This window comes from Floccifex porci (assembly GCF_009696175.1).
In the GTDB taxonomy this organism is placed as follows: Bacteria; Bacillota_I; Bacilli_A; order Erysipelotrichales; family Erysipelotrichaceae; genus Floccifex; species Floccifex porci.
Map to the genome: position 1 here is coordinate 49,207 of NZ_VUMM01000008.1, position 23,627 is coordinate 72,833.

24 protein-coding genes are annotated in these 23,627 nt (G+C 31.5%); 3 read left to right on the forward strand and 21 right to left on the reverse strand.

Features of this window, described 5'->3' with window-relative positions; all coding sequences use genetic code 11:
* Positions 1 to 15: 15 nt before the first annotated feature.
* The 18 genes from FYJ50_RS05505 to FYJ50_RS05590 form a co-directional block, all read right to left on the reverse strand.
* Positions 16 to 549 carry a hypothetical protein gene (locus FYJ50_RS05505; protein WP_154460087.1) on the reverse strand — a complete coding sequence of 178 codons (534 nt, stop codon included), beginning with the start codon at positions 547 to 549 and terminating at the stop codon, positions 16 to 18.
* On the reverse strand, positions 533 to 2,626 hold the full coding sequence (locus FYJ50_RS05510) for a DUF3160 domain-containing protein (RefSeq protein WP_154460088.1): 2,094 nt from the start codon (positions 2,624 to 2,626) through the stop codon (positions 533 to 535). Before FYJ50_RS05510 ends, FYJ50_RS05505 begins: the two co-directional genes overlap by 17 nt.
* 87 nt (positions 2,627 to 2,713) lie before the next feature.
* Positions 2,714 to 4,579, reverse strand: a complete 1,866-nt coding sequence (locus FYJ50_RS05515) for a DUF2075 domain-containing protein (protein ID WP_154460089.1) — start codon at positions 4,577 to 4,579, stop codon at positions 2,714 to 2,716.
* Positions 4,580 to 4,635: 56 nt separating this feature from the next.
* Positions 4,636 to 5,724, reverse strand: a complete 1,089-nt coding sequence (locus tag FYJ50_RS05520) for an NAD(P)H-dependent amine dehydrogenase family protein (RefSeq protein WP_154460090.1) — start codon at positions 5,722 to 5,724, stop codon at positions 4,636 to 4,638.
* 70 nt (positions 5,725 to 5,794) lie between these two features.
* Positions 5,795 to 6,631 (reverse strand): MerR family transcriptional regulator, encoded by an 837-nt coding sequence (locus FYJ50_RS05525; RefSeq protein ID WP_154460091.1) that lies wholly within the window; start codon positions 6,629 to 6,631, stop codon positions 5,795 to 5,797.
* Between the two features lie 60 nt (positions 6,632 to 6,691).
* Positions 6,692 to 8,086, reverse strand: coding sequence for an MATE family efflux transporter (locus tag FYJ50_RS05530; RefSeq protein WP_154460092.1), 1,395 nt, complete (start codon positions 8,084 to 8,086; stop codon positions 6,692 to 6,694).
* A 317-nt stretch (positions 8,087 to 8,403) separates the two neighbouring features.
* Positions 8,404 to 8,796, reverse strand: a complete 393-nt coding sequence (locus FYJ50_RS05535; protein ID WP_154460093.1) for a thioredoxin family protein — start codon at positions 8,794 to 8,796, stop codon at positions 8,404 to 8,406.
* A gap of 15 nt (positions 8,797 to 8,811) precedes the next feature.
* Entirely contained in the window at positions 8,812 to 9,810 is a 999-nt protein-coding gene (locus FYJ50_RS05540) for a permease (RefSeq protein WP_205946441.1), read from the reverse strand.
* Complete coding sequence (locus FYJ50_RS05545) at positions 9,807 to 10,112, reverse strand: ArsR/SmtB family transcription factor (RefSeq protein WP_154460109.1); 306 nt, start codon at positions 10,110 to 10,112, stop codon at positions 9,807 to 9,809. Before FYJ50_RS05545 ends, FYJ50_RS05540 begins: the two co-directional genes overlap by 4 nt.
* 109 nt (positions 10,113 to 10,221) lie before the next feature.
* Entirely contained in the window at positions 10,222 to 10,470 is a 249-nt protein-coding gene (locus tag FYJ50_RS05550) for a glycine zipper domain-containing protein (RefSeq protein WP_154460095.1), read from the reverse strand.
* A gap of 91 nt (positions 10,471 to 10,561) precedes the next feature.
* A complete protein-coding gene (locus tag FYJ50_RS05555) occupies positions 10,562 to 12,790 on the reverse strand; it encodes a U32 family peptidase (protein ID WP_154460096.1) in 2,229 nt (742 codons plus the stop codon).
* A 38-nt stretch (positions 12,791 to 12,828) separates the two neighbouring features.
* Complete coding sequence (locus tag FYJ50_RS10560; protein ID WP_205946443.1) at positions 12,829 to 13,815, reverse strand: NADAR domain-containing protein; 987 nt, start codon at positions 13,813 to 13,815, stop codon at positions 12,829 to 12,831.
* Positions 13,816 to 14,436: 621 nt separating this feature from the next.
* Positions 14,437 to 14,616, reverse strand: coding sequence for a hypothetical protein (locus FYJ50_RS05565; RefSeq protein WP_154460097.1), 180 nt, complete (start codon positions 14,614 to 14,616; stop codon positions 14,437 to 14,439).
* A 139-nt stretch (positions 14,617 to 14,755) separates the two neighbouring features.
* A complete protein-coding gene (locus FYJ50_RS05570; protein ID WP_154460098.1) occupies positions 14,756 to 15,310 on the reverse strand; it encodes a putative ABC transporter permease in 555 nt (184 codons plus the stop codon).
* 129 nt (positions 15,311 to 15,439) lie between these two features.
* Positions 15,440 to 15,649, reverse strand: coding sequence for a hypothetical protein (locus FYJ50_RS05575; protein ID WP_154460099.1), 210 nt, complete (start codon positions 15,647 to 15,649; stop codon positions 15,440 to 15,442).
* 3 nt (positions 15,650 to 15,652) lie between these two features.
* Positions 15,653 to 16,252, reverse strand: coding sequence for a TetR/AcrR family transcriptional regulator (locus FYJ50_RS05580; RefSeq protein ID WP_154460100.1), 600 nt, complete (start codon positions 16,250 to 16,252; stop codon positions 15,653 to 15,655).
* 93 nt (positions 16,253 to 16,345) lie between these two features.
* On the reverse strand, positions 16,346 to 16,645 hold the full coding sequence (locus FYJ50_RS05585; RefSeq protein ID WP_154460101.1) for an HIRAN domain-containing protein: 300 nt from the start codon (positions 16,643 to 16,645) through the stop codon (positions 16,346 to 16,348).
* A 205-nt stretch (positions 16,646 to 16,850) separates the two neighbouring features.
* A complete protein-coding gene (locus FYJ50_RS05590) occupies positions 16,851 to 17,390 on the reverse strand; it encodes a TetR/AcrR family transcriptional regulator (protein ID WP_154460102.1) in 540 nt (179 codons plus the stop codon).
* A 134-nt stretch (positions 17,391 to 17,524) separates the two neighbouring features.
* On the opposite strand from FYJ50_RS05590, the gene FYJ50_RS05595 reads away from it, so the two are divergent.
* Entirely contained in the window at positions 17,525 to 18,286 is a 762-nt protein-coding gene (locus FYJ50_RS05595) for a glucose 1-dehydrogenase (protein ID WP_154460103.1), read from the forward strand.
* Between the two features lie 387 nt (positions 18,287 to 18,673).
* Here the strand turns inward: FYJ50_RS05595 and FYJ50_RS05600 are convergent, their stop codons facing one another.
* Both FYJ50_RS05600 and FYJ50_RS05605 read right to left on the reverse strand, forming a co-directional pair.
* A complete protein-coding gene (locus tag FYJ50_RS05600; protein ID WP_154460104.1) occupies positions 18,674 to 20,605 on the reverse strand; it encodes an oxidoreductase in 1,932 nt (643 codons plus the stop codon).
* A gap of 143 nt (positions 20,606 to 20,748) precedes the next feature.
* A complete protein-coding gene (locus FYJ50_RS05605) occupies positions 20,749 to 21,546 on the reverse strand; it encodes a MerR family transcriptional regulator (protein ID WP_154460105.1) in 798 nt (265 codons plus the stop codon).
* Positions 21,547 to 22,441: 895 nt separating this feature from the next.
* On the opposite strand from FYJ50_RS05605, the gene FYJ50_RS05610 reads away from it, so the two are divergent.
* On the forward strand, positions 22,442 to 22,582 hold the full coding sequence (locus FYJ50_RS05610; protein ID WP_154460106.1) for a hypothetical protein: 141 nt from the start codon (positions 22,442 to 22,444) through the stop codon (positions 22,580 to 22,582).
* Positions 22,583 to 23,092: 510 nt separating this feature from the next.
* On the opposite strand, the gene FYJ50_RS10995 is transcribed toward FYJ50_RS05610, so the two are convergent.
* Positions 23,093 to 23,221 carry a hypothetical protein gene (locus FYJ50_RS10995; RefSeq protein WP_476729689.1) on the reverse strand — a complete coding sequence of 43 codons (129 nt, stop codon included), beginning with the start codon at positions 23,219 to 23,221 and terminating at the stop codon, positions 23,093 to 23,095.
* Positions 23,222 to 23,458: 237 nt separating this feature from the next.
* Here FYJ50_RS10995 and FYJ50_RS10740 point away from each other — a divergent pair, with 237 nt between their 5' ends.
* On the forward strand, positions 23,459 to 23,587 hold the full coding sequence (locus FYJ50_RS10740) for a hypothetical protein (protein WP_268891882.1): 129 nt from the start codon (positions 23,459 to 23,461) through the stop codon (positions 23,585 to 23,587).
* Positions 23,588 to 23,627 lie beyond the last annotated feature (40 nt).

The following is a 23,627-nucleotide window of genomic DNA, read 5'->3' on the forward strand; positions in this document are numbered from 1 at the left end:
GACCTTTTAATATGTCTATTCGGTTCTTTCAAAACCAAAATCGATCCATTTCCAGATTGTTGTTTCATCATCTGGATCGGTTAGTACCAGTTCATGATTTCTAATCTCCCAGTTTTTAATGTTTGGCCGTAAAGAAGAAGACATCCATTTTGAATGAATGGAGTCATTTTGTATTGTGAATACATATAAGTGCTGAGAAAAATGTAAAGTATCATTTGTATCCCAGAAAGGAGAATAATCCCCATAATTGGTTCGATTCCATACCAGCATCAACAATTCTTTCACTCCATCCTGATCAATATCATCTATTTTTATATCCGATATAAACCATTCTCGATCAAATTCATACGTTTCGTTTTCAAACTGTATGATTGCCTGTTTATTCTTTAACTGGTAGATTTCTTTTATTCCATCCTGATTCAAATCCATTGAAAGATTTATGTTTTTCCATTGAATATAGGATGGAAGAAAAAATCCACGAATATAAAGAATTGTTGCGAGTATCGCAACAATTCCAAATATTGATAGTATTTTAATAAGCGTTCGCATAATATGTCTGCCATTCTGGTAATTGTGGTGGATTATCATATTGATCAAGCATTTCTCTCCACTGTTGATCAGTTAAACGATTGGAAATTGGCTGTTCAAATTCATAGAAAGAATAAACCGTTCCTGAACAGATACGAATCTGACCATCAAAATAAACCGCAACATAAATAATGGATGGTTTTCCTGTGGCTACTTCCAAACATGTACCATTTGGATCGGTGGCAATATCACTGATCAGGGCAGAAGGATGATCCATGCTTCGATAATATTCTTTGGTTCCATCGTCCACTGTTTTTGTCCACAGATGTTCTAACTGTCCACCATAAGAACGAATCAGATCAAATTCTTCCTCACTCGGCATTTCTCCCTTTAATTCTTTTTCAGCAATAACCTGAAGCTTAGAAGCCAGATCCTGCAGATATTCCAGATATTCTTTATCTTCACTGTTTAATGCATTGTATTTTTCTAAACCGGTAATCATAGCTCCTGTCAGATTTTTGATATTTCCGAATACTTCTGGTTCGCATTCTACATATCCACGATCGTCTGGTTTTTCATCCATACCAGCTCCACCCATTTCAGCCATAACCTGTTTTGCGTACAATACACTGTCATGTTTTAATTCGGTATAGCTTCCTAAGAAAGTGGAAAGATTTTTTCTGGCCCATTGTTCACTTCTCATGAATTTTGGATATCCTTCTTCTTTAGTAACCAGTAATGGTTTTAGCGTAGCTAACCAGGCACTGTACATGCTGGAAGCCCATTGTTGATCCGTTGTCTTTTCTAAATCGGATTTTACCTTTTCCATCTGATCATCATAATTTGGATAAATGGATACACTTTCTTCTAAAATATCACTGGCAACTTCAGATCCTAAAGCACTGGCAACGTCCAAAGAAGAAGGAAGCATACGCTGATCTCCATTGGAAGATTCTTTCACATTTCGATATACCAGCTGCTGTAAAATAGAAGCATCAAAAGTAAATCTCTGACCAAGAATACGACATCCCTTTGTCGTTTCTTCTATTTCCTGATCTTCCATTACTACCATTCCATTGATTTGTGGAGCCGGCATATTTTCTGTTGCTTCTTTATAAGCTTTCCATCCTTTATCATTATCCAGTAAAGAAGAAACAGATACATCTTTACCATACGCCTGTTCAATCACTGGATAATATTCATAATAAGTGGCATCATCGCTTTCTCCAGCAAAGAAAGATGTAATGGTATAAATTGTATCCCAGGAAGTAAATCCTACTTCATTCAGTGAAAGCATTGATAATAAAGCACTTCGATTTAAATCATCGTCACTTTGAACAAATGTCATCTGTCCATACCACATCATCGCTTTAAAATACTGCTGCAGAATTTGTGATTCTGTATAATACCCTCGTACAGTAAACTGACTGTAATCCTGCATATATTCATATTCGTCTGTTGTAAAGATTGGAGACAAGAAGACTCCACTGGCTTCATTGATTAAATTTACTTCTTCATATGCTCTTTGGGATATTTCTGCAGGTGCATTTCCAGTTAATGCCAAAGCCACCGCATAATAATCTACATTTCGACTGGCTGCACTTTCCCATTCACTTCCCTTTAATTCATCATATTGTTTTAAAGACGCTTCATACATATTCATAGAGAACTCTGCAATGTTCTGATATAAGGTGGATGTTTCCAGTCCTTTCTGCAGATAGGCATAATACAAATGGAAAGTATGCAGTAATGAATCAGTTGTCACAAAATTAGGAATGTATGCGTATCGATTGGATTCATACAGATCAAAAAATTCATCATTATAGGCTTTTGTCACAACAAAATAATTTTCCGATAAAGCACTTTTCCATTCCTCACTCATATAATTATAATTTTTTCCATTGATCGCATTGGAAAGATCCGCTTCCAGTTTATAATCGTCATCTACTAGTGTTTTGTAATCATATTCTTCACTAATATTTTCCAGAAGCATAGGTCTTGTCATAGAAGTTGTCTGAGCCTGTGAACTTCCTTTGCCTGAACAGCCTGTCATCAAAGAAAGAGCCAGCACCATAGAAATGATCTTTTTTGTTTTCATACCTCTTATATTATCTATTCTGATGATCTTAAATAGATTTCTCCTTTCTTTTATTATAAAACGAATAAGACGATCTTTCTTGTTTTTTTATATTTCTATTCTCTTTTTTATATATTCCTGTAACTTTTGATCCACACAATAAATATAACACCCCTTCATTCCTCGAGTCATTAAAGTTCGATACGTGTTTTTAATGATTTCATCTGCTTTTTGTCTTGCCAGACATTCATTTTCTTTTGTCAGTTTTTTTAATCCTTTTATAGACTGATCGCTGTTTGCTCTTTTGGAAGGATCCGTTACAATATGACCCTTTTCATAACGAAGATCCAATCCAATGATCACACCTACATAATCAAATTCAAGACCTTGGGTGGTATGGATACAGCCTGCTTCATGAATGGAATCGGGATTGGTCGCAAAAGATTTTCCATTATCCAAATTCCAGCTGATGGAAAAATCACCAATCTGTATATCATGATAATCCGTATCTTTTCTAAATTTTGAAGGCCATTCCCAGCAATATCCAGCTAATATTCTAGACCTATGATTTTCTTCATTTTTCTGAATGATTTTCTTCTGCATTTCCAAAGGATCCTCAAATACCTGAAAATCATAATCAAATTCTTTTATACTGAAATTGGCTGTCTGTCTTATTTCCAGTACATCATCCAGCCAGGCAAGATATCCATTGGATCCATTACAGCGAAATTGTGATTTTAATTCCATATAAGTGATTTCTGACTTTTCTTTTTCCGCCCATTTTTCTATTTCAGAAACAGAACCAATATCTGACATTGTCACTCTCTGACTTTCGTCTATAAAAAATACCGAACACATAGAACAATGAATGATTTCTTTGATCTGATTTTCTCCCTTATTATGAAACATACCGGATTTCTCATTTAAACGATGGGCTTCATCCACCAGTAAAGTATGAATCTGATTTTTTCCAATTTCTGTATAAGCACCCGATCCTTTAAATAAATTATCCACACTGCATTTTTTGATCGTTCCTTTTAATTTTTCAGCATAAACATTTCTTGGAGCACTGTTTTTGGAAACATATTGAACAAACTGATCCAGTTGTGTCAATTTTGACAACAGTTGAATCGCAATGACACTTTTTCCTGTTCCAGGTCCACCCTGACAGATAATGGTTCTTTTTGTATGATCTTTCTGACATCTCATTGATAATTTTATAATATTTTCATATACAACCTGTTGTTCATCGATCATTATAAATTCTTTATTTCCCTTTAACATAGAAGCAATGGAATTCTGTAAACTTTTAGAAGGCTTAATTTTTCCATGATCGATTTCATATAATATTTCTTTCTGATCCCCTGTTTTAATAAACGATTTAATAAATGAACGTAAATCTTTGACCTGTCCTTTTGTGAAAGCTGGCGCCTGGTTTAAATATTCTTCATATTGAACATCATCTAAAGGATCTTTGTCTTTTCGAATGTAATTATGCAGGTAAGTACAAGGCTTTAATTCGATCTTTTTTTCCTGTACACTGGCATTGTAATCCATGATCAGCTGTGCATAGGACCAGGCCTGGTACGAAGGATGAACCACATCTCTTCTGGCATGCCCTGTATAAGTAGAAACCAGAGATGTATCCTCTACTTTTTCTAAATGCTGCCATTGTTTCAGTTCGATCACAACCATTCTAGGCTGATTTTTATCATTGTATCCCGAAATCATAAAATCCACCCGCTTGGAAGTCTGGGGAATATTATATTCGATCGCAATTCCTGAATCTGAAGGAATATTTGGATCGTTTAATACTTTATACATATATTCTAAAGAATTTGACCAGGAATTGTATTCACTTTCACTGGTGTGACGTCCCATCTTTCTATAAATCGTTTCTTTGATTTCATCCGCAATCGAATCTTCTTCTACACTTTGAATAAAATCCGTTTTGATTCCCTGATAAACTAACATATTGTTTTCCCTTTTTTATTTATTTTATCACAAAAAAGCTCAGGTAGTTCCTGAGCCTATTTAGAAGTTACATATTCATTTAAATCTTTAATACAGTATAAATTATAAGGATACTGATCGGTTGTGATATACCCTGCTGGAGCATCAATCAGTTGAGGAATACGATTGATGATCGTTCCACAAGTCAGTTCAACCGTTGCCGGTTTATTACAGATCAAAGTGGAATCCGGTTCTCCTTGCAGTGTCCATTGATTGATATCGTATTCATCTTTCGAATAGACTTTTCCCACACAAGCCGTTTCTAAAGTAATTCCTTCTTCTGTAGTCGTTGTCACAATCGCTTTCATTCCCGTTGCCTGTCCAGCTGGAATCACTCTTCCTAAAGTGGAAGAATATAAATCTTCTGGATACGTTGTTGGAATGCATTTCTGTGTTTGGGAAACAATATGAAGTCCCAATTTACTTGCCAGCCAGCCATTCTGATTCCACATGTAAGAAGGAACATATTCTCCACTTTCCACAATGGCTTTCATCTGGTCATGATCATAATCATTATACGCTCCAATTGTCTTATTGAATTCTTCAATGCTTAATCCAGCTCCATGTCCCTGTGCCAAAGCAATACCATAATCCTCTACATTATACCAGGATTCTCCAATGATCTTATTGACTGTATATTGAGAACCCATATAATTAGTAACCATTGTTCCCCAATACAAATCACAGTAACCAACACCAGTTAAAGTACAATTTCCTTCTTTTGCCAAAGCATCCAGTTTCTTAGTCAGATCTGGAGAAGAATTCCAAGGATATAAGGCTTCTTCACAAGTGGTGATCGCATTGACACCATTTTTCGCACAGATCGTAAAAATATCTTCCAGTTCCGCTACCGTTGAACGCGTTGCGATAATACATACATCTGGTTTTAGATCCGCAATCATTTTTTCCGCTTCACTGGCAGCACTAACCTTAATTCCTGTTTCTGGATATCCATCTCCTACAATATCCGCTGCATCTTTTCCAATTACCGCTGGATTCATATCAAATGCACCCAGTAAAACAGCTCCTTTACCAATCGCATAACGAATCAGATATTTCGCCATTTTCCCACAACCATATTGTACAAACGTAATTTTTCTTTCCATTTTTATAAATCTCCTTTCCTTTTTTTCTTATTATTATTATTGTAATGTCTAATCCAGCAAGAGTGTCAAGTTAAAAAGAAACAGGAACTTGTAAACGAAAAAACATCGATCTTCTACCTTCTTCAAAAATATTCATTTCATATAACACTTCACAAATACAATTTCCAGTGATCGTATAATTCTTTTCTATACAATATTCAAGTAATTTTTTCGCATACTCTTTTTCTTTATTAAAATCATCAATATAAATACAGGCATACATTCCATTTTCAATCTGTATTACATCTTTCTGTAAAGGAAAATAATCATCCACAAATATAAAAATATTATGAGATTCATAATGTTGATGGATAAAATCATTCTTTTTTAATAAAGTACCTGCATTACAGTAATAAATTTGTGGCAATTGATGATCAATTAAAGTATTCTTTAAATCATTTAAGATTGATTCATACGTTTCAATATCATAATCATAAAAATTAATGGGCGTATACATCGAATAAATTCTTCTTGTATTGATATATTCTAAAGTAATGGTTCCATCTTTAGGAGATTTACGATATCGTTCCATACTATAAATGGTGCGTTTTAAAGCCGAACGTTTTAATTTCAGATCTTCAATTTCTTTTTCTGTCTGCTCTTTCTTACGAATTAAAATTGCCTCTATTAAATTTAAATCTTTCTGATCCAATGTCTCTTTAATTTCTTTTAGATTCATCCCCAGTTCTTTCATATACTGGATCATATTCAATCGAGCATTCTGATTAATATCATAATATCGATAATTTGTCTGAGAATCGACATAGATTGGTTTTAATAAGCCCATTTCATCATATAAACGCAAAGCCGATATACTTACATGATTCATCTTACTCATTTGTCCAATGCTTAATAATTGTTTTTCCATATCTTTATTATAAAACAAAACTCTCATGTTAGATGAGAGTTTCAGATTTTTTCTAAAATATTAACCAATTCGTTTTTCCCATTTCTTTATTTCTGTCTGTACAAATAAGAAACCAATGATTGAAGAAATAATATCCGATATAACGGCTGCCCATAACATAGAGACAATGTTTTTGGTGATGGTTGCGATCAGAATGGAAACGGGAACAAAAATAATGACATCACGTAATAAAGCCAGTATTGTAGATTTCAGACTGTTTCCCATTGACTGTAAAATAATGGAGGCTGATTTAATATAACATGTCAACAAAATACCACCTAAGAATATACGAATACATAGACGAGCGTATTCCATATATTCAACTGTATTATGACTTCCAAATAAAAAGATAATGGCATCCGGTGCCAATTCAAAAATCAAGAAAGAAATAGCTCCTACCATTAAAACCAGTTTTGTGATCAGAAGAATGGTTTCCTTCACTCGTTTGATATTGCCAGCTCCCATATTAAAGCCAATAATGGGCTGACCACCAAGACTGATACCAATTACGATGGAAACCACAATTCCAAATACTTTCATAACAATTCCAACCACCGCAAGAGGGATAACCGCTCCATAAGCCACTCCTGTGCTGGCAATGGTTCCATATCCATACTTAGTCAATAGATTGTTGTTTACCGCAATAATGACAACGATAGAAAGCTGAACGATCAGGGAAGCCATTCCCACTGTAACAATGCGTAGTGTCGTCCTTCCTTCCAATTGAATGGACTTTTTCTCAATCTTAAAATTTTTGGCCTTTAAAAGGTACAATACACTCATAATAAAGGTAAGAATCTGACCCATGATTGTCGCAATGGCCGCTCCCTTTACACTCATATTTAAGCCAAAAATCAACACAGGATCCATAATCAGATTGGTGATGGCCCCCGCTAACGTACAACCCATCGCAAATTTAGGAGATCCATCGGCTCGAATGGAACCATTGATTCCCTGTCCAATCATATAAAAGGGAATACCGGCACAAATGATATTAAAATAGTCTGTGGCATATCCGTAACATTCCACTTCCTCTGGATTTCCTCCAAATAAACCTAAAATACTGGTTTTAAACAGAAATCCAATGAGACAAAGAAAAATGGATAAAACAATCAACAAAAACAATCCATTTCCTACATTTTTATTTGCCTGTTTGGAATCCTTTTTCCCAAGGGCAATACTGAAACCAGCTGCCGCTCCATCTCCAATCAACAATGCCAATCCCAGCGCAAATACTGTAAATGGATATACAATGTTTGTAGCTGCATTTCCATAAGCTCCTGCAGAGCTCCATCCAATAAAAATCTGATCGACAATATTATACAATGCCGCTACGACCATACTGATTACACAGGGAATAGAGAATTTTCTTACTAAGCTTCCTATGTTTCCATTTTCTAAATTCATTTCTTCCATAATAAGAACACCTCATTTCTATCCTGAAATGAACAACAAAAAAAAGCGCAGATCCATAATTGGACTTACGCTGATTTGCTACTCATTACAAAAGAAATTCTAACATAATTTATTTTTCTTCGTAAGTTTTTTTGCTTAAAACACCTTGTAAAACTATTCATTTATATACTAAATCGAATTCTTTTTAAATCTCAGATATCTATAGATTATCCATTTCGTTTGGTATGCCTCAATGATTCCTCCAACAACCATATATAATACCTAGACTATAAGATACTTTTGAAATAAATTAATTCCTTCCTTCTTTTTTTCTACCATTAAAATCCCAGCTTTCCAAGCAGTTTAATGACTTCCACACTCTTTAAAACCTTACCCATTGATACAACCTTCTCATTCACTACAATTGCAGGCATACTCATCACACCAAAAGTCATAACCTTTTCCATATCCGTAATATATTCTACTTCAATTTCAAGTCCAAGTTCTTCTACCGCTTTCTTTACATTCTCAAACTGCTTATGACAGCTCTTACAACCGGCACCAAGAACCTTAATGCTTGTAATCTTATTATCTTTATCACAAATGTTTTCTTCTTGTTGATTGTTACAACAACACGATGAGGCTTCATGTGCAGCTGCTTTTCCATTGCAGGCACAAGCAGGCTCTACCTTAACTTCTTCTTTTTTCTTTCCTGATCCAAATAATGACATAATCTTTTCCTCCTGTTAAATCAGTAAATATTGAAATGCATTAAAAGCATAACCGACAATTATGATCCCTACCGTACAGATTCCTATGAAAAGGCCTAAAAGTTTTGGTCGGATTGCTTTTTTTAACATGATCATAGATGGAAGAGACAGTGTGGTTACTCCCATCATAAAGGACAGAACAACACCCAGTCTTGCACCTTTAGAAAGCAACGCTTCTGCAATCGGAATACATCCAAAAATATCTGCATATATTGGAACTCCTGCAATTGTGGCAATGATGACACCAAATGGATTAGAGATTCCAAGAAATTTCACTATAATATCTTCTGGTATCCAGTTATGAATGATGGCTCCAATTCCAACACCAATAAGAATATATGGGAAGACTTTTTTAAATGTTTCTGCAACTTTCTCTTTCGCATATTTTATTCGATCTTTAACTGTTAGTTGTTCCTGTGGAATATCGATTTGTTTCGCATTTCTTATAAATTCTTCCACCTGATTTTCAAGATGAAGTTTTTCAATAAGGGTTCCACCAGCAACCGCAACTACAAGACCAAGCAATACATAAACTATCGCCACTTTAATCCCAAAAATACTCATCAAAAGCACTAAACTTCCCAGATCCACCATCGGTGATGAAATAAGAAAGGAAAATGTCACGCCAAGTGGCAGTCCAGCACTGGTAAATCCTATAAACAATGGTATCGAAGAACAGGAACAAAAGGGTGTCACAGTCCCAAGTAATGCTGCAATACAGTTAGCCCAAATGCCATGAAATCGGCTCATAATCTTTTTACTTCTTTCCGGAGGAAAATAACTCTGGATATAGGAAATCATAAATATCAGAACGCATAAAAGAATCGTAATCTTGATTCCATCATACAGAAAGAATCGAATGCTTCCTCCAATCTTTCCTTCCATGTTCATTCCTGTTGCTGCTAATAACACTGCGATTAACTGATTCAGCCATTTCATCCCCAGTATTTGTTCCATAATAAAAGAACCTATCATGAACATCCCCTTTCTTTCCTGTCACAACACTTCACACAAGTCAGGCTATCTATAAACGCCTTATAATCCTTCAATGTATCACAGTTTAAAGAATAGTAATGTCTCTTTCCTTCTCGACGATCCTTTACAAGATTGCATTCAACCAGAAACTTCATATGATGAGATAACGTTGGCTGCGTAATCTCAAACTTCTCTAAAAGTTTACATCCACATTTTTCACCATCCGATAGCATCTGAACAATCTCAAGTCTATTCGCATCTCCAAGTGCTTTACATATAAGTGCTACATCCATTGCTTTCATGCCAATCACCTCACATTGATATTTATCTATGTGTATATTATCACTCACATAGATATTCGTCAATGTGTTTTAAAACATACTCCAATAAAAAAGAACATTAGTCAATATTCTAATGTTCTTTTTTCTTTTCAATCAAACTACCAAAACACAATCCAATCAACATTCCTAAAGATAGCCCTATACCAATATTAACAATTTCCAATGTTCCTAATAAAGAACCAAAACACATTCCCAGTGCCATACCTGTTGTACTATAATTGTTTTCTGAATTTGATTTTGATCGAAATGCGAAAAATACAGCTAATACCAATCCTATAATAATAAATGGCAAAGCAGCATGTATAAAATCATAAATCATATATTTCACCTGCTTTCTAAATTTATTTTATAGAAAATAACTGTTTCTAAAAGTCATTCTTTGCAGTGATATGTGTTTAAATTTAAGATTTCTAAGCAATTTCCTTATTAAAATGACCTCTTGTATCGGTATTCTGATTAAAAACAGATCGATTAGATCCCGCTAATTTTTCTTTTGCGATTTGAAGAATCTTTATTGTTTCTTCTTTTGATTCAATCGTAAAATTTAAACGGAATGCTTCTACATGTTCAATGTGATTCATTTCATCCAGTAAATTTAAAATTTTTCCATTTAATAAAGTCGTTGTACAATCTTCATGAGATACAATTGGAAACGATCCATATTCATCTTTTAATTCATATTGTTTCTTTTTACAATTTCCACATTGATTTAATTTCTTTAAAGGACAATAATTGGTAAACATTAAAGGAGCTCTACCATATACAATCATTTCTAAAGATGGATAACCATCGTTTTCATTATAATATGCCTGAATACAGTCTTTAATCTGTTTTTCATTCATTTCATAAGATAAAGTAACACGTTTCGCCTTTAATGCATGCAATTGATAAATACTTGCAGAATTTACTACATTTAAAGAATAATCACTAATAAATGGATTGGTATCTTTATATTTATAAATCCCACCATATCCACCAATCAATAATTCTCCTTCTTTTTCTTTATATTCATTCTGATTTCTTCGAATGACATTCTGATAATAAATGGTTTCAATTCCCGCTTCTTTACAAGCTTCATACTGATCTGAATTCATTACACTGGCTGTTAAATACGGTTTCTTTTCTGGAAATGAAATCTTTTCTTTTTTGATTTCTTCTTTGACTCTTCGATCTTTACTCTTTAATTTTAATTCATACAAACCATTCACAATTTCTCTACGAGCCTGATTTAATAATTTAACAGGAATGAATACATTATATCCTTCAAATTCTACATGACCCAATTGAAATACCGTTTCCTTTAATTTTGAAAACTGTTTAACAATCTGTTCCTGTCCAGTTGGATTGTTTTGAGCACTTTCTAAGATTTCTTCACTTTGATAAATATATTGTACATTTAAACCATTGGCTTCAATAATTAAATTGGATTGTGGATAAGCATACACTTTAATATCCAGATCAAATCGTTTAAATTCTTTTATTTCTTTTAAAGAATTGTAATACTGTATATCTTTTGTTTTATAAACTTTATCCCCAATTGAACATTTTTCTTTAATTTTTATATAACAGATATCATTGGATTTATTAATAAGCTGATTCTTTTCATCATATAATTTAATAACAGATAAATTAATATCTTCATTTTTATGATCAATACGAATGATATCATTCTGATTCAATGGAGAATGTAAAGTAATTTCATATTTTCCTTTTATATAATTTGAAATATATCCAATTTCATATCCATAATTATTCGGTCTAAGAATATTCGTAATGTTCTTTTTATCTTCATGAAACATATATCCTTTTGTGTATGTACGATTAAACGTTTTATTTAAATTGTTTATATCTACTTCTTGTCCATCTAAAGCCTTACGATAGATGGAAACAACATTACTGACATATTCCGGTTCTTTCATTCTTCCTTCAATTTTCAAAGAATCAATCCCTTTTAAATCATCAATGTGTTTGATTGTATTTAAATCTTTCATAGATAAGATATAACTTTTTCCTAAAGAAGTATTTGTGGATGTATCGATGCAATCGTATAATTTACGACAGGAACCAACACATCTTCCACGATTTCCAGAACGATATCCAATTAATCCAGACATTAGACAGTTTCCTGAATAAGATACACATAAGGCTCCATGAATAAAGACTTCAATGGGAACACTGGATTTTCTTCGAATTTCTTTTACTTTTTCAATCGGAACTTCTCTTGATAATACAACTCGTTTGGCACCCAATTCTTTAAAGAATAAAGTTCCTTCTAAATCATCAATTCCCATCTGCGTAGAACAATGCGCTTCTAAATCCATATAATGATCTACGATTTCATTAAATACAGCTAAGTCTTGAACAATAACTCCATCTACACCGGTTTCATTTAATAATTTAACCTGTTCTTTCATATCCTGTATTTCATCCTGAAATACAATGGTGTTCATTGTGACATATACTTTTACATTTCGTAAATGACAATACGAAATAGCTTCTTTTAAAGATTCTAAATCAAAATTAGAAGAATAGGCACGGGCACCAAAACGCTGCATGCCTAAATAGATCGCATCACATCCATTTGAAACAGCTGCTTTTAATGCATCCATATTTCCAGCAGGGGCTAATAATTCACTCATAAAGTTCCTCCAAACAATTATATGTAGTATATCAAATTTTATTGAATTTTACTTCGTACTTCCATTAAAATTTTACCTAATTGATTTTTCCCTTTCCATTTTAATGGATTCAAACAATTGGAATCTTCTTTTGACAATCCAATTCCCCAAATATTATCAAAAGGACTGGCTTCAACCAGTATTTTATCTTTGGTTTCAATCAATAATTTTTTCAGATCTATATTCTGTGTAAATTTAGCATAATTGGCATTGTATACAATTTCATGACAATTTAAATCCCATACATCTGAATCAAAATTATGAACAAGTTTTCCATAAGCTTTACATTTTGATGGATCTTTTTCCTTTAGTATTAAAGAATAATATTCCAGATCATGGAACAGTAATGCTTTTTTAGCCATCATATACTGTTCACAGCTTGAATAAGAAATTCCTTCAATGGTAAAAGAAGAAGGATACCACTGACTTAAATATCCATATTCTTCATATTCATGCCAGAAAAACAGATATTCATCCTTTTTTATTATATTTATACCAATTTGATAAATAGAATCGCTTAATACCGCAAAGATCACTTTCATTTCTAAATCTTTATGATCCTCAAAGAAAGCTTCAATTGCTTTGATTGCAATTTGCCATGCTTCTTTAACCGGATAAGAATATATACCCGTTGAGATTAAAGGAAAAACAATGGAAGTACAATGATAAGAATTGGCCAGAGACAATGAATTGTAGTAACAATCATATAATTGTCTTTGTTGATAAGATTTTCCATTATAAATAGGACCCACTGTGTGAATAATATATTTTGCCTTTGAATGAAAACCAGGAGTTATGACAGCCTTTCCTGTATCACAATGACCAATTTTAGAACAGGCACTAGTCAGTTCTTTTGAACCAGCTGCTTTAAAAATAGCTCCACAGACACCCGAACCTTCTTTTAACCATTCATTAGCCGCATTAACGATCGCATCTGCCCTTATCTCTGTAATTCCTTTTTTTAAAATTTCAATCTGATTTAACATATTATCACCTGATTAAAGGATAACATAAAAAGAACAACATATTCACAGATTGTTGTTCTTAATTTGTTCCTTTAATTTTTTTTATTTCTTTTTTTAACTATACATAATAAATATTTAAAAATGTAAACAAGAAATAGATAATAAATGTCATCCAGAATAGATTTTATTTTTTACTATATTTATAAAAATATTTAATAAATATAAAAGTAAAGAGTCAATCAAAAACTGACTGAATAAATAATATATGCTGTGTAATTAACAGATAGAAACAGGAAATTCCTTCTTCAAATAATATAGAAGAAGGAATAGCACATATTATATTTGAATACCACCTATGATCTTTATAAAAATACAATAATATACTTCCTATATCACATATAAAGGAATAAAAATCCTAATACATATTTCAATCCATAATTACTGCATGTCATAGAAAACATATATAAAAACGTATGAATAAAAGCCTATTTATGAGAATGGCTCTTAATGGTAATCATCGTAATACTTACAATCCAGCATCCAAATAAAGTAGAAATGGAACTAAGACTTAAAAACAATCCTAATCAAAGAAATCACTTAATCGAGTTATCACTCCAACCAGGATTCCCAATAAAATCCAGCTTATAATTTCTTTCTTTTTAACCATAACATCTGATTTATTCCTAATATCAATTGAATGATCATTAAAATATTAAAAAGACAAGCCGATTCTAAATTTCCATATATATAATTCAACACACTCACAAATCCAAAACAAAAGGAACCAATTAAACTACATCCAATCACAATATATCTATTCATAATTATCATTCCTTTTCATTTTTATAATTTTAAATACAGCTAAAACACTTACGAATACAGCACTTACTTTTAAAAGAATCATTAACATTTTTTTCATTTTTATCCTTCTTTCTATTTTTATATTAAAATTTACTTAATATTAATAAGTGATTGGTGTACGAAACAGTACACTGAATAAACAATCAATTAAAAATAAAATAAAGATTGTGATACAGAATGTATGTATAGAATCCTTTGATATTTGTTTATATTTTTTATTGAATACGGGTTCTAAAATATATTGAAATACAAGTCCTAATATAGAAAAACACAATACACTGGCTAAACATACAATTCCATCAATATTTAAAAACATACTGGAATAATCCCATAATCTAAGTCCAAATACATGAATACTGATCCATCCTGTAATATATTCCACAATACCTGCACTTAATCCACATAATAGAAATAATAAAGCCGGATGTTTTTTAAATGATTTCATACTATAAATGATTAATGTTCCAAATCCATATATAGGAAGCCATGGTCCATATAAAACACCTCGATTCTGAAAAAAGCCATCTATACACCAGCATAAAATCACTTCATAGATCCAACCTAACAGACATCCTGTTAAAAAGATTAAAAATATATAATACAGTTTATTTTCTCTCTGTTGTCTTAATTTTAAAGTCAATGTCATATTTATCATCTCTTTTCTATATTTATTTTCTTAAAAACATTCAATTTCTTATAGATGTTTTTTCTATTGAAATGTGTCTGTTTTTAATAATTTACATACTATCGTTCGGTAGTTTTTATGATGTAAATAAAAATGACATCATGTCATTTCTTTATTAAAAAATACTTCCTTTTCTTTCATAGAAATCTTTTTGACTTTAAATCCTGTTACTAAACATTCTTTTTTATATGTTAAAAAAGAATGATTTATTGGAAAGTTTAAAATCTGTTCTATTTCATCAAAAGTCCGACTAAAATCCTCTTTTTTATTATCTTTAATAAAATTCCATAAAGGATCATATTTACTCATATTTTATCCTTTCTTATATACTTTAAAAAACTGTTCTATGTGTTTACAAATTTGTTCCATGACTTCATTTTCTCTTTCTGGTTCTCGATCACATAAATTAATCCATACAGTGATTGGTAAACAGAATTGAGAAGCCATAATTGTTGCATCTTCTTCAATTAATATATCTTTTTGAATTAATAATTGAATAAATTCAGTAAAATAATTCAATACATCTATATAGTTCTGTTTGGTTTGCAGCTTAGATAGTATGGGATTGTTAAATTGTTCGATTACTAACATTTTTCTAGCTTTTGAAATATAAGGATCGTGCAGAATAAATTGTATTTGTTCCTGTATTTTCTTTACAATTTCATCTACATTTTCCGGTACATCCACAGTATTCCAATCGGTATTCACAAAATTAGATTTTTTATCGTAGTATTCTAATATTTCATCGATGATTTCATTTAAAATTGCCTGTTTACTTTCAAAATGACTATATAAAGAAGCTTTACGTATACCAATGGTATTGGCAATTTTAGACATAGAAGTGGCTTCAAATCCATATATTGAAAATAAATCCAATGATACATTTAAAATTTTCTGTTTTGTATTTTTCATAGTTGATCTCCTAATCTTATGTTACCTACCAATCGTTAGTTTGTCAAATATTATAAAAGAGATCTTATCGATCCCTTTAATTCCATTTTAATTTTAGTCAACTTCTACACTGCATATAATTCCTTGATCCAATTTATATAATACAGTTGCCTCCATTGTATCTGGAATTTTATCATATAATCTTCCTGCTGAAAAACAATCCTCTCCAATTACCGTGCATGGACTATTGGCAACATATCCAATGCATCCAAAAGGTTTTAAACATACTTTGATTGCTTCTTTATCGTATTCATTATCTGGTTCTTTTTTCAATAAAACTTTCATATCTTTTTCAATAAAGTCTTTACCAAAATGGTATTTTGTTCCTGTTATAGTAAAATAATACGTTTTCATTTTTTTCATCTCCTTATTTACAATTTCATTTTCTAATATTTACTGACACTATTCGTGTCAGTAATATCAAGAATAAAATTATAAAAAAGTGTCAGATCCATATATCTAACACTTTATCATTCTATCTTTTCTAACCCGTTCTATTTCTTCTTCGTCTATCTGCTACATTCATTATTAAATCCATGAAATTCTTTTACGCTTACCCTTATTCCTTATTTAATGCCTTTAATAATTTTGGGTGAATAGCTTCTACTAAATTATGAGCCAATTGTTTGGGAGATTGTTTATATCCGCTAATAATCCATTGGTTGATCAATCCTACAGATCCTCCACAATAAAAAGTTATAATGTTTTCCATTTGACGATCCACTGTACCATAATATGTTTTTACAATTTCATAAATATACTTATAAAATGAATCTGTATCTATTTTATAATTCATATCAAAATGATTCATCATATAATCATGCATATCTCGATAGTCTAAAAGACTTTTACAGTTTAACTCAATGATATCTTCCCATTTTAATATTCCATAGTTTTCTTTGTGGATAGAATAAATGATTCTATAAATATTTGAATTAATTAAATCATTTTTATCTTTATAGTAATAATAGAAAATTCCTCTTTTCATTCCACAATTTTTTACGATGTCATCAATTGTAATTTTCTCAATCGGCATAGTATGACACAACTCGTAAAAAGATAAAAATAATAGTTCACTTGTTGGGGTTTGTTTAATCATAATATCCCTTTTCTTTCGTATATATTGAACATTTTATATATTTTGTTCAAAGTTTAAACATTACATCAAAATTATATATTGTGTATACATTTTTATCAATATATGATAAAGAAAACCAAGGAGGAATTATTAACATGAGATTAGAAGGAAAAGTAGCTGTAGTCACTGGTGCTTCAAGTGGAATGGGTAAAGAAATCGTTACTTTATACGCAAAAGAAGGAGCAAAAGTGGTTGCATTCGCAAGAAGAAAGGAAAGATTGGAGGCTTTAGCTGAAGAATTAAAAGAGGAGGCTGGTTCTGTATTACCATATGCAGGAGACGTATCGAAAAAAGAAGATATAGAAAGGGCAATTGAAGCAGCTGTTGCACAATTTGGCAAATTAGATATTTTAGTTAATAATGCAGGGGTTATGGATGATATGGCTCCAATGGCGGAAGCATCGGATGAAAAATATGAAAAAGTATTTGCAGTAAACGTTTATGGTCCAATGGCAGCCATGAGAAAAGCATGCCAGGTATTCTTAGAACAAGGAAATGGTGGATGCATCATTAATATTTCTTCAGTCGGTTCTATGCATCAGGCAGCGGGTCCAGTTTATTGTGCAAGTAAAGCTGCATTAAACGCATTTACTACAAATACAGCCTTTGTATATGAACCAGAAAACATTCGTTGTAACGCAATTGCCGCAGGTGGTTTCCAGACAGAAATTGCTAATTCAATGGGTATGCCAAATATGACAGGTTATAAGAGATATTCTCAAGTTGTTGGTTTAGCAGCTCACCCAACTGGAGATCCAATTGAAATTGCACGTGCAGCGCTGTTTTTAGCGACTGATGAAGCAAGTTTTATTTCCGGTGCAATTCTACCAGTTGATGGTGGATGGATGTCATTCTAATTTAGAAGAATCAAGTATAAAAAACAATAATACTATAATCAAATTTATACTGAATATTTAGGTCTAGTAAAGATACTAGACCTCTTTTCTTTAATTTATCGTTTGTAATAAAATATAAAAACACTAATACCTAATGAGCAATAAGATTAGCACCTGGCTTAGCTTTTGAAGCATCCATCTTTTCAGCTAATTTCCAATAATTCCTGAAAATTAAAGTTTATTATTTCATTCAAATTCATATTCCTTTTTTTAGTTTCAGTATCTTATAGCTTATAATCTTCAATCTGATCGAATGCCTTTTCTACTTATGTATCTTTTGATATCAATCATCTTTTTTCCAAAAAGAAAAGACACTAGATGATTCTAATGTCTTAATCAATGTTAAAATTATATATTTAATGCAGCCTGATACCCTTCTTGAATCGCTGTCATCGCATTACCTGCCTTGATTGCACTACCAATGACTTTAACATCATCACAATACTTATTAGCTATTTCTTCTAAAGGATTGTATGCTTTATATCCAAATGCACAAACAACAGAAACGGCAGGAATGGTTTGACAAGAACCATCTGCAGCAATGTAACTTACAGTATTTTCTGAAACTTTAGAAACTTTGGCATTTGTGATTACTTGAACTTGTCTTTGTGCCAGTAAACCTAAAAGAGGAACTTTATTTTGGAAACACATTTCATTTAAAATCTCAGATTGCATTTCAAGAATCGTAACAGGAAGCATCATATTCGTCGCAATGAATTCAGCTGTTTCACCACCAACTTCTCCACCACCACATACTACAACAGGTCCAAATGGTAATTCTGTATTGCCATAAAGGACATCTTCTGCATTGACTGCTCTTTCAATGCCTTCAATGTTTGGTGCAAAAGGTTTAGAACCAGTAGCAATAATTACAGTATCTGCATTTGCTTCTTTTAAAATGTCTTCCGTAACTGGTGTATTCAGGATGATATCCACACCAAGTTTTTTACATTGAGCACTATAAGAAGCTACAAGAGTTGCTAAATCTCCTTTACCACTTGGATAAGCAGCTGCTCTAAATGCACCACCTAAATGATTTGTTGCTTCATAAAGAGTTACGTTATGACCTTTTTGAGCAGCCGTACGTGCAGCCATTAAACCAGCAGGACCGGCTCCAGCAACCAGTACATTTTTAGGATTTTCTACTTTGCATAAACAATCTTTATATTCTTGACCAACTCTAGGATTAACTAAACAGTCAACTTCCTGTTTTGGTCCAAATAAACTGTTACCACAACCTTGAAGACATCCTAAACAATAGTTAATTTCATCAAATCTTCCCTCTTTTGCTTTGTTTGGCATATCAGGATCGGCAATAGATCCACGACCCACACAAACAGCGTCCACTTTCCCACCGGCAATAATCGCATCAATCATAGAAGGATTATTAATGCGATTGGCTACAAAGACAGGACAAGATACCATTTTTTTAATTTCACCAGCTACATCAACATTGATACCATGATTGGTAAACATTGGTGCAATAATTTGGTGAGTCGCATCCGATGCATAAGCTCCATTTGAAATATTTAAACCATCAATTCCAAGTTGATCTAAATGAATTGCTAATTGGTAACTTTCTACTTCAGTTCTACCACCTGTTACATATTCATTTGCACTAAAACGTACAGTAACCGCAATTGATTTTGTGTTCTTTCTAATTTCATTATAAATTTCATCTAAGAAACGAACACGATTTTCAAAGCATCCACCATATTCATCATTACGTTTATTAATAAAAGGTGATAAGAATTCAGCAATTAAATAACCATGACCGGCATGAATTTCAATACCATCAAAACCAGCTTCTTCACATCGTTTTGCTGCACTACCAAAGTCTTTAACAATTTGATGGATTTCATCTACAGTTAGCTCTCTAGGTAAAGCTTGACAAAGTGGATCTTTGATAGAGCTAGGTGCAACAGGCTGAACACCATCTTGAGACATAAAAGTTGCTTGTTTACCTGGGTGATACATCTGGCAAAAAATCTTAGAACCATAAGAATGAATGGTTTCCGTTAGTTTCTTATTTCCTTCAATTTGATCATCCTTCCATAAACCAGGAATACGAGCATATCCTTTCATATGTTCTTGGATACAATAATCTTCCGTGATTAATACACCATAACCACCTTTTGCCTTTTCTGCCATATATGCAATATAACGGTCTGTAATCATACCATCTACAGTACAGTAATTGGTAACCATGGCAGGCACTAAAAATCGATTAGGAAATATACAATTTCCAACCTTTAATTTTGAAAATACATGATTTAACATTCTAAAGTAACCTCCTTGTTTTCTTCATTGTAAGCGATACCATTTTTGTAAAGTCAACATCAAAAAATCCATAAAAAAAACAATGAATTTCTCATTGCTTGTGAAAAAATGAATAAATAATATAGAAAAACTATACAATGGTTTTAACGTTTAATCGGAATTTGAATTTCCATTAAACGATGAAATTCGCCATTTACACTACCTCTACAAAGAAGCAAACATTTAGGTTTACCAATAAAAATATAATTTAAACTCATAAGCTGATCTATCTCTTTTTGAATCATTTCCGTTTTAAATTCACCTATTTCTCCCATATTTATAATCTTACAAAGACAATATTGTTCTTCAATATCAGTAATATCATCACAATCAGGAATATCAAGACAAGATAAATACTCTTTTTGAATACCGATGCTCCATAAATCAATACCATTTCCAATTTCAAAGAAACCATCGCCAAAAGGAAGGGTTTTCAAAGAATTTAAAATCGGACGAACTTCTTCTGGTGTAGAAATCTTATCATATTGATCATCTTTTGATTGAACAAGAGGAAATAAACGATAAGCAGGAATTTTTTTAATCATTGTAATACCAATATTTAATTCTGCAAGATCAATACGATCCAACAATTCCTTTGCTCTTTTACGCATATTTTGTTTATAAAGAAGTTCTTCGTCAATATCTTGAATATAATCTCTATAACATTTGCTCATGGCATCATTGTATTGAATGGCTTTTACATTATAAATATCTTTTATATTGACATTGAATTGAGATAAACCAATGGCTTCGGCAAGCGTAAAATAATCCAAAGTATTATAAACACGATAATTATTCTTTTCTAAACGGGCTGGTTGAATGACTCCACATTGCTCATAATAACGAATCATTTGTTTGGATAAATTGAGAATCTTTGCGATTTCATTTATTTTATAATCCATAAAGAAATCCTCCTAATATTTTTCTAGCTAAACATTCGAATTTGTTGAAAAAATTATATCACCTATAGTTCAATGTCGTAAAAATGATTTTGTGTATTTTTTCCTTTAGGTTTGAATCATTATGAATTCTTACATCCACCATGATAAATTAATTCCCTCTTTTTTCCAAAAATATTAGTCATTAATTCAGAATCCTTTTTATTTCCTTCATAATTGTCAAAAATGTGGATAGAAAAATGTTAATTCAACTTTACATAGTTAATTATCTCTTGGTTCTCTTATTCCTACGCTTTTAGACATCAGCCAAAATCGTAAAACAAGTACCTATTTTCCAGACAGCTTCAATCAGATTCTCATTACTTAAATGCCTAATCCTCTATAAGCTATATTAACTTTTTCAATTAGTCCCATTAGATGCAAATAATCATAAATATAGATTTGATATTATTTACATATTTACAAGTTTAGTCAATCAAATAATCTTTTCTATGTTTAAATACACTAGACATTAATGCATTTCTTTAAAAATATAGTAATAAAATTTAACTATTCAGTTAATAAAGAGCTGAAAATAGAAACCTGTATGAAGATATTATAAATTTGAACGTATATGTTTATTAGGATTAAAAAAGCTTTCTTCACATGCATATTTATGTTAAGATATTTTTTGTAATGAGCAGCATAGAGCGTAAGTCCAATTATGGATTTACGTTTTTTGTTGCTCATTTTATTTTTAAGGAGGAAGTTATAAGAGTATTTTAATCATTATTAAATAAGATATATAGGATTACCATTCTATATGATTTTCGTTTAGGTACATTAATATAATCTTTGGTTGTTTATATTATTTTAGTTATTATTTCAGGTCTTTATAAAGATGGAAATTAAAGAGTAAATGAATCAAAAAGAAAGAGAGAAAAGAATGAAATCAAATAGTAAAAATGAATTAGTAAAATTAATATCAATCTGTGGTCAAGTACCTGAACATAAAAGTGAAAAAATGCAAGAAAAAAAGTGGATGAATCTAAGATATTAGCAGGTTTATCTTTAGAGGAACAAGAACAATTAAAAACTTTATTAAATAAACTTCAGAGTCATTGGCTAGAACAACATAAAATGCATCATAATAAATAGGAAACATTTTATAGGTAAAAATTAACATAAAGTATTAAAAACTTTGGACCAGATAACTGGTCCTTTATCTTTTATTTATCCATACCATAAAAAATTTACAAGATCCTTTTTCACTTCCTAAAACTTGTCTTTTTCTTACTTTAAGTGGTATTGAAGGTTAAAAAAAAACATTCAGTTTCATTTTCAACTTCAAAATACAGTATCAATACAGCTCTATTTTGTTTTAGGTCGAAGTCAGCCTGTTTCCCCTGTTTCAATGATAACAGTAGCCAAAACAAATCCACTCATCACACCATTACGAGTTGAATAATTCCAGATTTGAATTAAATTTCATGAAGAAAATTGAAAAAGAACTAACACTTCTTTTCTATTCCTTGGTGTAAAAAACTATTTTCTTTAGGAAAATTTTGATTCATTGGAGTTCCAATAACCGCAATGTCTTATCACCATTTTCTAATGCGGCTGTATGAGTTGCATTATTGATTCCTTTTGCGAATCCAGCATTTACTACTATATTTCTTTTAATTAAAGATTTTACCAGTTTTTTTTATTTCATTTAAAAGCTTTTCGACTCCACACTACACATACAGAATTTTGATCTAATAAATTTAAATCTCTTTTTTCAAATAAATATAGAGGCACTTCATCTCTTTTTCCAAAAGCTTTTGGTAGTTACTTTCACCTTTTTATATTATTTTTGTTTTTAATTTATATATTTTTTGTTATTTTACATTTTAAATCATTTTAAATCCGTATATAAATAACAGGAGGAATTAAAATGATAGACTTAAAAAAAGATATTAATTTTCGTTATGTATTTGGAAAAAATGAAGAAAAAAACAGAATGGCTCTTTCTGCAATGATACAGGCCTTTATTGGAGAAAAAGTAGAACATCTGCAGATTTAATCCAGTGAACTGAAAATGGATATGGAAAATGCCAAGGAAA